10 protein-coding genes are annotated in these 9,350 nt (G+C 70.5%); 1 reads left to right on the plus strand and 9 read right to left on the minus strand.

Translation table 11 applies throughout. The annotated features are described in order from the left end of the window. Window positions 1–302: 302 nt before the first annotated feature. Window positions 303–617: a hypothetical protein gene (locus tag MNZ29_RS22530; RefSeq protein WP_242356823.1), complete on the minus strand. Its 315-nt coding sequence runs from the start codon at window positions 615–617 to the stop codon at window positions 303–305. Window positions 618–712: 95 nt separating this feature from the next. Here MNZ29_RS22530 and MNZ29_RS22535 point away from each other — a divergent pair, with 95 nt between their 5' ends. Continuing rightward, on the plus strand, window positions 713–1,459 hold the full coding sequence (locus MNZ29_RS22535) for a sulfite exporter TauE/SafE family protein (RefSeq protein ID WP_242356825.1): 747 nt from the start codon (window positions 713–715) through the stop codon (window positions 1,457–1,459). A 235-nt stretch (window positions 1,460–1,694) separates the two neighbouring features. On the opposite strand, the gene MNZ29_RS22540 is transcribed toward MNZ29_RS22535, so the two are convergent. From MNZ29_RS22540 to MNZ29_RS22575, 8 genes are all read right to left on the minus strand, one after another. Then, window positions 1,695–2,120, minus strand: a complete 426-nt coding sequence (locus tag MNZ29_RS22540) for a CBS domain-containing protein (RefSeq protein ID WP_242341220.1) — start codon at window positions 2,118–2,120, stop codon at window positions 1,695–1,697. A 2-nt stretch (window positions 2,121–2,122) separates the two neighbouring features. Beyond that, entirely contained in the window at window positions 2,123–2,827 is a 705-nt protein-coding gene (locus MNZ29_RS22545; protein WP_242356827.1) for an ABC transporter ATP-binding protein, read from the minus strand. Window positions 2,828–2,838: 11 nt separating this feature from the next. Then, the gene (locus MNZ29_RS22550; protein WP_242341222.1) at window positions 2,839–3,558 is read right to left on the minus strand and encodes an ABC transporter ATP-binding protein; all 720 of its coding nucleotides are present in this window, start codon (window positions 3,556–3,558) and stop codon (window positions 2,839–2,841) included. Window positions 3,559–3,569: 11 nt separating this feature from the next. Beyond that, window positions 3,570–4,673: a branched-chain amino acid ABC transporter permease gene (locus MNZ29_RS22555; protein WP_242356829.1), complete on the minus strand. Its 1,104-nt coding sequence runs from the start codon at window positions 4,671–4,673 to the stop codon at window positions 3,570–3,572. Window positions 4,674–4,684: 11 nt separating this feature from the next. Continuing rightward, window positions 4,685–5,551, minus strand: coding sequence for a branched-chain amino acid ABC transporter permease (locus MNZ29_RS22560; protein WP_242341224.1), 867 nt, complete (start codon window positions 5,549–5,551; stop codon window positions 4,685–4,687). Window positions 5,552–5,788: 237 nt separating this feature from the next. Further along, window positions 5,789–6,940: an ABC transporter substrate-binding protein gene (locus tag MNZ29_RS22565; protein ID WP_242356831.1), complete on the minus strand. Its 1,152-nt coding sequence runs from the start codon at window positions 6,938–6,940 to the stop codon at window positions 5,789–5,791. A 90-nt stretch (window positions 6,941–7,030) separates the two neighbouring features. After that, entirely contained in the window at window positions 7,031–8,365 is a 1,335-nt protein-coding gene (locus tag MNZ29_RS22570) for a hypothetical protein (protein ID WP_242356833.1), read from the minus strand. A gap of 281 nt (window positions 8,366–8,646) precedes the next feature. Beyond that, window positions 8,647–9,350, minus strand: a 704-nt coding sequence (locus MNZ29_RS22575; RefSeq protein WP_242356835.1) for a Smr/MutS family protein, incomplete at its 5' end; no start/stop codon positions are given.

The following is a 9,350-nucleotide window of genomic DNA, read 5'->3' on the forward strand; positions in this document are numbered from 1 at the left end:
CGGCGCTCCGGGCGAGCGCCGCGAGCGGGGCGGGGAGAGCCGCCGCGAGCGCGGGGCGGCCGGAGCAGGCGCCCGGCGGACCGAGGGGCGCGGCGAGCGCAAGGCCTCGGGCCACGCCGGGTCGCCCGGCAGGACGGGGCGGCGCGGTCAGCCTGGCGGCAAGGCGCAGGGCGGGAAGGCACAGGGCGGGCGGCCGCAGGGCGGGAGGGGCGGGAAGGGTGGGAGGGGCCCGAGCGGCGGCGGCAAGGGTGGCAAGGGCGGTCCGCGCGGCGGCCGGCGCGGAAGGTAACGGCTGCGGCGGGCTACCTCGCGGCGGGAGGCGCTCCACGAAGGGCCGAGAGGAACCGTCGGGCCTCCGCGACCGGCGTCCTTCGAGCGGAGCCGAGGTGCGGCTCCGCCTCCGCCCGCGGGACGAAGCGCGGCTCCCCGGGCGTCCCCGGATCGAACGCGACCGCGAGGCCCTTCGCCGCCAGCGCGCGGAAGAACGGCTCCCAGCCGCAGCGCTCCCCGGCCTCCCCGTGGCCGACGAGGGCCGGCGCGCCGTCGCGCAGCGCAGGCGAGCGCCGGCTCCAGCCCGCGAAGTGGATGATCTCGGCTCGGTCGAGGGTCGCGTGCATCGGGACCTCCGGCCGGGATCTGCCGCCGCGCGGCGGGCCCGGCAATCGCCCGGCGGGGGCTGCGCCGCCGGGGCGCGCCGTGCTAATCACGAACGGTGACGCTCGCCAACGGGCTGCTCGTGACCGCGTCGTCCGCCGCCGCCGGCCTGATCAACGCGGTCGCGGGCGGCGGGACCCTCCTCACCTTCCCGGCGCTGCTCACGGCCGGGCTCGGCCCCGTCGGCGCGAACGCCACGAGCACCGTCGCGCTCTGGCCCGGCCAGTTCTCCTCCGTCTGGGCTTATCGCCGGCACATCGGCGAGGAGCGGCGGCGCGCGCTCACCCTCGGCGTGCCCGCGCTGCTCGGCGGCGCGATCGGCTCGGCGCTGCTCCTCGCGCTCCCCGAGTCGGCGTTCGCGGCGATCGTCCCCTGGCTCATCCTGTTCGCCTGCGCGCTCCTCGCGCTGCAGGGGCCGATCAAGACCTTCGTCGGCGGCCACGCCGTCGGCAACCATCCCCTCGCGCACTGGGTCATCCAGCTCCTCATCTCCATCTACGGGGGCTACTTCGGCGCGGGCATCGGGATCCTGATGCTCGCGGCGATGGGCATCCTCGTGCCGTCTTCGATGCAGCACGCGAACGCCCTCAAGGTGCTGCTCGCGCTGCTCACGAACGGCGTCGCGGCGATCCTCTTCGCCATGAGCGGCAAGGTGGACCTGCGCGTCGCGGCCATCATGGCGGTCGCGTCGCTGGCGGGGGGATGGATCGGCGCGCTGCTCGCGCAGCGGCTCCCGCCCGCCGGGATGCGAGCGTTCGCCATCGCCGTGGGCCTGTTCGCCGCGGGGAAGATGTTTTTGCGCTGAGGGGCTAAGGATCCCGCGCGACCGTCGGCGGGGCCGGTGCCGGAGCCCGTCTGCGTGGGAAGCGCACGGGCGGCCGACGCCGGGGGAGGGCCCCGCGCAAAGCGCGGGAGGGGCGAAGCCCCTCCGGCGGGGAACGGGCGCGAACCCGCGAAGCGGGCGCGACCGTTCACGGGCCCCGCCGAGCAGGGGTGGGGCCCCAGCAGCTTCGCTGCTGGGGCGGGGGCGCAGCCCCCGTCTATCTAGAAAAATGAATCAGCGCCTCGAGCGCGTTCGTCGTGGTGAGGATGCCCACGAGCTCGCCGCGCGTCCCGGCCACGATGACGCCGTTCAGCTTGCGGTCGTGGAGGAGCTTCGCCGCCTCGGAGATGGGGGTCTCCGGCTTCACGGTGTGCGGCTTCGGGTTCATGGCGGCGGTGACGGGCGTCTTCGAGAGCAGGTACTGCAGCTCCCACTGGTCGAGGCTCGTCGCCTTCGCCGGCATGTAGCCGAGGAGCATCTTCTCCGTCACCAGGCCGACGATCCTGTCGCCCTTCATCACCGGCAGCCGCCGGATGTTCCGCTCGCGGAGGAGGTGGATCGCCTCCACGATCGACGCGTCGTCCCCGATGGTGATCGGGTTCCGCGTCATCCAGTCGCCGACGGTGAGCTTCGTGTCCGCCATGATCAGATCCCCAGGAAGGCCTTCTTCACGTGCGCGTTGTCGAGCAGCTCGGCGCCCGGGCCGGAGAGTACCACCCGGCCCGTCTCGAGCACGTAGGCCCGATGGGAGATGCGCAGCGACTGGAACACGTTCTGCTCCACGAGCAGGATGGTCGTTCCCTGGCGGTTGATCTCCTTGATGATCTCGAAGATGTTCCGCACGAGCAGCGGCGAGAGCCCGAGCGAGGGCTCGTCGAGGAGCATGACCCGCGGGTTCCCCATGAGGCCGCGCCCGATGGCGAGCATCTGCTGCTCGCCGCCGGACATGGTGCCGCCGAGCTGGCCCTTGCGCTCGGCGAGGCGGGGAAAGAGCGAGAACACCCGCTCCATGTTGCGCTCGCGGTCCTTGCGCGTGGACTTCACGAACGAGCCCATGCGGAGGTTCTCGGTGACGGTCATCTCCGGGAAGATGCGGCGCGCCTCCGGGACCTGGACGATCCCCATCTCCACGACCTTGTGGGAGGGGACGCGCGAGAGCTCCGTGCCCTCGAACATGATCGACCCCGAGGTCGGGCGGACGAGCCGCGAGACGTTCCGCAGGATCGTGGACTTGCCGGCGCCGTTCGCGCCGACGACGGTGACGATCTCCCCCTGCTTCACCTCGAGGTCGACGTCCCAGAGGACCTGCAGGTCGCCGTAGGCGAAGTTGAGCTTGCGGATCTGGAGCATGTCGTCTCCCGTCACTCGACCCGCTCGCCCAGGTAGGCGGCGATGACGTCGGGGTTGTCGGCGATCTCGCGCGGGCCGCCCTCGGCGAGCTTCTCGCCGGAGTTGAGGACCACGATCCGGTCGGAGATCCGCATGATGGCCTTCATGTCGTGCTCGATGACCATCTGCGTGAGGCCCCGCTTCTTGAGCTCGAGGATGAGCTGGATGATCTCCTCCGACTCGGCGGGGTTGAGGCCGCCCATCACCTCGTCGAGGAGCAGGAGCTCGGGCTTCGTGGCGAGGGCGCGGGCCACCTCCAGCTTCTTGCGCTCGCCGATGGGGAGCCCGCCCGCCAGGAAGTCGGGCTTGTGGTCCAGTCGGACGACCTTGAGCTGCTCCATCGCGAGCTCGCGCGCGACCCTGAGGCTCGAGGTGCGCGCGAGCGCGCCCACCATCACGTTGTCCACCACGGAGAGCTTCGCGAGCGGGCGGACCTTCTGCCACGTCCGCACCATGCCGAGCCTGCAGACCTGATCCGGCTGGAGCCCGTTGAGCCGCGTGCCCTTGAAGGTCACCTCGCCCTTCGAGGGCGGGTAGTAGCCGGTGATGCAGTTGAAGAGGGTGGTCTTGCCCGCGCCGTTCGGGCCGATGAGGCCCATGATCATCCCCTGCTCCATGGAGAAGGAGACGTCGGAGTTGGCCGCGAGGCCCCCGAAGAACTTGGAGACGTGCTCGATGTCGAGGATCGCCATGGTCGCCTCCCTCAGGCCGTCGCCGCCGGTTCCGTCCGCCCGCGCGACGGCGTGCGGCGGCGCAGCCGGGTCGCGAGGCGGCGGATGACGCCCAGCACGCCCTCGGGCGCGAACAGGATCACCACCACCACCAGGATGCCGTACACGAGCATGTGCGCGTTCGAGAGGTTCGCCTCGATGAACCGCACGAACCCCGAGTCGGACGAGACGATCCCGAGCTGCACGAGCCCCTTGGGGTTGCGGAGGATCTCCGAGAGCGGCACGAGCACCATCGCCCCGATCACCGGGCCGAGGATCGTCCCGATGCCGCCGATGATGCAGATGAGGACGAACTGCACCGACACGTCCAGCCCGAACACCGTGTTCGGGTCGATGAACTTCACGAACATCGCGTAGAAGCCGCCGGCCGCGGCGGTGAACGCGGCGGAGATCGCGAGCGCGACGTTCTTGTAGAAGGCGGGGTTGATGCCGAGCGAATGGGCGGCGTCCTGGTCCTCGCGGATCGCCTGGAAGTAGTAGCCGAGCTTCGAGTGCTGCACGGCCCAGTTCGCGATGATGGTGACGACCGCGAGCCCGAGCGCCGCGAAGTAGAACGGGCGCTTCGTGAAGAACTCGATCTCGGTCGCGCCGATCTTGAGCGTCGGGATCTCGGTGACGAGGAACCCCTCGGCGCCGCGAGTGAACGCCTTGAAGTGCAGCGCGGCGAGCCGGATGATCTCGGTGACCGAGATCGAGGCGAGCACGAAGTAGGGTCCGCGCAGCCGGAAGGTGATGCTGCCGATGACGAGCGACAGGAGCACCGCCGCCGCGATCGCCGCCCAGATCCCGACCCACGGGGCGGTCTTGTTGAGCTCGAGCAGCATCATCGTGACGTACGCGCCGATGCCGAAGAACGCGGCGTGGCCGACGGAGTACTGGCCGGCGTAGCCGCCGATGACGTTCCAGGCCTGGCCCTGGATGACCGCCAGGAACAGCACGACACCCATGTGGAGGACGTACGGCTTCTTCACGAAGCTCGGGAACGCCGCGAGCGCCGCGATCGCCGCCACGAAGAGGACGAGCCCGAGGACGGAGAAGCCGCGGGGGGCGCGGGAGAGGAGGGGACGCCGATCCATGGAGTGCACCCTTAGGCCCGGGTCTTCCCGAGGAGGCCGGACGGCTTGAAGAGGAGGAGCCCGAGGAAGAGCACGAACACGACGAGCTCCTTCAGGCCGGAGGCGATGTAGACCGCCGAGAGCGACTCGGTGACCCCGATGATGAGGCCGCCGAGCGTCGCGCCGATGACGCTGCCCATACCTCCGAGCACCACGATGACGAAGGCCTTCAGCGTGAAGGTGCTGCCGACCTGCGGGAAGATGTAGTAGGTCGGCGAGATGAGCGCGCCCGCCACCCCGGCGAGCGCGGAGCCGATGCCGAACGCGAGCACCGACATCGCTTGCACGTTGATGCCCATGAGCTGCGCCGCGTCGCGGTCCTGGGCGGTCGCGCGGATCGCCTGGCCGGTGTCGGTCCTCAGGAGGAACCAGTAGAGCGCCGCGGTGATCACCGCCGTGATGAGGAACGCGACGAGCAGCGGCTCCGAGATCGAGATCCCGCCGAGCGAGAAGCTCGACGACGAGTAGGTCGTCGTGAGGATCCGGTAGTCGGAGGTGAACATCAGCATGATCGAGTTCGACATGATGAGGCCGAGCCCGATCGTGAGCAGGATCTGGTTCTGCGGGAGCGCGTTGAGCACCCGGTTGATGAGGGTCTTCTGGAGGAACGCTCCCCACAGGAACAGGAGCGGTCCGGTGATGGCGACCGAGACGAAGGGATCGATCCCGAGCCGCGAGAAGACGAGCCAGGTCGCGTACATCCCCAGCATGAGCAGGTCGCCGTGCGCGAAGTTGATGACGCGCATGACGCCGAAGATGATCGTCAGCCCGATCCCGATGAGCGCGTAGACGCCGCCCACGAGGATCCCGCTGATCACCGACTGCAAGAACACGTTCATTCGGCTGGCTCCGCGGCTCCGGTCGAGGGTGAGCGAAGAACGAGAGGGGCCGGGGAGCGTAACCAAACAGTCGAGCCGACTTCAACGCCTGTCAGCGCGCGGCGCGCGAAAAACGGGCGATCGGCGGCCGACCGGGGGGCGACCGGCGCGCGCCCCCGAAACGAACGGGGCGGCGGGCCTGTGTCCGGCCCGCCGCCCCCAGGTACGAAGGTCACGCCGCGTGACGCGGCGCCCCAATCACTTCCAGCCCGGGAACGGGTAGACGGCCTTCTTCTTCGCGAGCTGCTTCGGGAAGACCGTCACCGACTTGCCGCCCTGGTACTGGACGACCGGCATGACGAGCTCGTTCTGGTTCGTGAACCCCTCGTAATCCCGGAAGTCCACGTTGCCCATGATGCCGTTCCACTTGCCGGCCTTGAGCCCCTCCTGGATCTTCTTGCGATCGCCGCCCGCCTGCTGCGCGACCTCGCCCACGATCATCATGGAGGCGTAGGCGCAGGCCGCGTGGTAGGTCGGCTTCTTCCCGTACTTCTTGAGGTAACGGTCCGCGAACTCCTGCGCGGCCGGGGTGCTCTCCGGCGTCCACTGCGTCACCGAGAAGACGAGGTTCGAGATGTCCTTCTCGCTCTCGAACTGCGCGGTGTCGAAGCCCGCGCCGCCGCCCAGGAAGGCCTGCGGCTTCAGCCCCACCTCGCGCGACTGCCGCATGAGCAGGATCGCGTCCGCGACGTAGGACACCATGAAGACGAGGTCCGGGCTCTGGGCCTTGATCTTGGTGAGCGTGGAGCGGTAGTCGGGCGCGCCCTTCTGGTAGGCCTCGTCCGCGACGATCTTGAGGCCCTTCTTCTGCGCGAAGTCCTTGCCGGCAGCGGCGACGGACGTGCCGAAGTCGGTCGACTCGTAGATGAAGGCGATCGTCTTCGGCTTGCCGAGCTCGCTCGCGGCGTCGATGAGCGACTGCGCGTACTGGTGGGCCGGGGCGTTGAGCCGGAAGACGAAGTCGTACCCCTGCTTGGTGATCTCCTCCTTCGCGGCGGCCGGGACGACCTGGGGCACCTTGTACTGGTTCGCGAGCTTCGCGACCGCGTTCGCCGTGGCCGAGGTGTAGGGCCCGACCACCGCCGCGACCTCGTCGCCCGTCGCGAGCTGCTCCATCGCGCTCATCGACACCTGCGGCTTGCCGGTGTCGTCCTGCTTGATGAGCTGGACGTTGACGCCCTTCTTCTTGAGGTCCTCGACGGCCATGTCGACGCCGTTCGTGAGGTTCTCGCCGATGGGGGCCTCGGGGCCGGTGATGGAGTTGATGAATCCGATCTTCACCTGCGCGTGTCCGGCACCAGGGAGCGCGAGGCTGAGCGCCGCGAGGGCCGGGGCGAGCATCTTCTTCATGTGCCGCTCCTTGCGAGAAGGGATCCTTTGGACGTGCGAAGGCGCCCGCGGCATTCAACACCGCGGGCGCCCCCTGTGACTTGCGGCTTCCTAGAACACGAACTGCGACGACACGGCGGTCTGCCAGCCGTCCTGATCGAGGCCGTCTGCGTAGGTGGTCGTCGTGCGGACGCCCTCGACGCCGAACTTCCAGTGCTTGCCGGCGTTGAAGATCACCGCGGCGTGGATCTGCTCGTTCTCACGGCGGACCGAGGCCGCGGTCTGGCCGGCGGACGTACGGCTGCCCGCGTCCGTCTTCTCGCGGCCGTAGCCGCCGACGAGCCAGACCTCGGGGATGGGCTTCAGGACCGCCTGCGCCCAGAAGCCGTCCGACTCGACCGTGTCGGGAGCGGCCGTCGCGACCGGGGGAGTCCCCGTCGCGACCGCGCCCGCGCCGGCGGCGATCAGGTTGTACGTGTCGCCCGCGCCGTCGTTCGTGAACCACTCGCCCTTCACGTCGAGCCACTGCGAGGTCACGTTGACGTCGACGCCGAGGAGCGTGCCGTCGAGGTCCTTCGTGGCGCCCGTCCCGCCGGTGACGTCGCTCACGCGGCGCTTGCCGTACAGGTACCCGACGCCCGCGGCGACCGTGACCGGATCGAGCTTCGCGTTGACGCCGACGCGGCCCTCGAGGCTGGGGAAGCGCGAGGCGTTGCCGGAGCCGTAGTCGGCGCTGGCCGGCGTGAACACCGGCGCGGCGTCGTTCGTCTGCGGGGAGAGGACCGCGGCCGCGACGTTCAGGCCCAGCATCTCGGGCGTGCCGGCCCAGGACGCGCGGATCTGAGGAGCGCGGCGCCAGGCGTTACCGGCCTGCCAGAAGATCGGGTCGGCGGTGTGCGTGATGGAGGTCGCGAACAGCGGCGTCACGATGCCGTAGTCCTGCCCGGCGAGGATCGTGAAGGTACCGACCGGCTGCTTCCAGGTCGCCGTCATGCTGGCGAGCCGGAGGCGCATCACGCCGTTGTACCAGGTGGTCGACGTGGTCGCGAGGTGGCCGGCCTTGAAGTCGAACTCGATCGTTCCGCCGAGCTTCGCGCCGGTCCAGTTCTCGTCGTCGAGCGCGAGGCGCACGCCGAACCGCGAGTAGCGAGCGCTCATGAGGTACGAGCCGCCCGCCTGCGTGCGCGCGACCTGGGCCGGGTAGTCCTTCGCCGCGAACGTGTTCGCGTTCGCGTACGCGCTCAGCTGGATGAAGCCGTAGGGCGTGACCTTCACCTCGTCCTTCGCGGCGGGCGGCTTGGCCGGAGGCGCGGTCGGCGGGGTCGCGGGCTGCGCCGCCGGCGTCTGCTCGGCGGGCTTCTGCTCTGCAGCAGGCGCCTGCGCGAGAGCCGCGAGCGGCAGCGCAAGGGTGAGGGCTGCAGCGATGAGCTTCTTCAAAGCCTTCATGCAGTGCCTCCGAAAATCAATGTGTTCGGCGGTGTGTCCGGGCCCCTGAACGGAAAAGGGAGCGCAGGCTCGGACGGGTGCTTCCTCTCTACCACACCGGGCCAGCCCTCGAACGCAGAAAAATTGGCGCGGCCGGCAGGAATTGCGCCCGCATGGGTGGACAACACTGAGAGCGAAATCGCGGCGCGCCTCCCCTGGCCGAAGGAGGGGGACGGCGGCCGCGAGCTCACGGGCTCGAGGGCGGCGGCGCGCGGCCTAAAGGATCGGGGGGTTCGGCGGCGTCAGCGCCGGAGGCTGACGACGGTCACTGCGTCGCCGCCCTCGTGGCGGTCGCCCGGGCGAAACGCGCCAACGTAGGGCGACGCGGAGAGGTGGTCGCGGAGCGCCTGCTTGAGCGCGCCGGTGCCGTGGCCGTGGAGCACGAGGCACTCGGCCTCGCCGGCCGAGTAGACGCGATCGAGGAAGCGCTCCACCTCGCGGAGGAGCTCCTCCACCCGCAGCCCGCGCACGTCGAGGCGGCGCTCGAGGCCACGCGGCGCGTCGGGGCGCGCCTCGGCCGCCGCCGCGAGCTTCTCCGCGCGCGAGCGGCCGAGCCTCGCCGCGTCCTTCGCCTTCCCCACGAGCGGCACGAGGTCCGAGACGGGCCGGCGGACCTTGAGCGGCCCCGCCCGCACGAGCGCGTCCTTCCCCTCCACCTCCACGACCTCGCCCTCCTGCCCGAGCGAGACGATGCGGACGCGCACGCCCGGCTTCACCTCGCCGCCGGGCAGCGCCTCCGCGCCCGCCTCGGCGCGCGCCTTCGTCGCCTGCGCCGCCTGCTGGACGGTGGCGCGCCAGGCGTCGAGCTGGCGCGAGGCGTCGGTCGCGGCCCTCACCGTGGGCGCGGCCTGGAGGCCCGCGAGCAGCTCCGCCACCTCCGCGCGCGCGGCCTCGAGCTCGTCCACGAGCGCCTCGCCCATGCGCGCCGCCGCCTCGCGCTCGGCCC

The sequence above is a fragment of the Anaeromyxobacter sp. SG64 genome, from assembly GCF_022690745.1.
GTDB classification, from domain to species: domain Bacteria; phylum Myxococcota; class Myxococcia; order Myxococcales; family Anaeromyxobacteraceae; genus Anaeromyxobacter; species Anaeromyxobacter soli.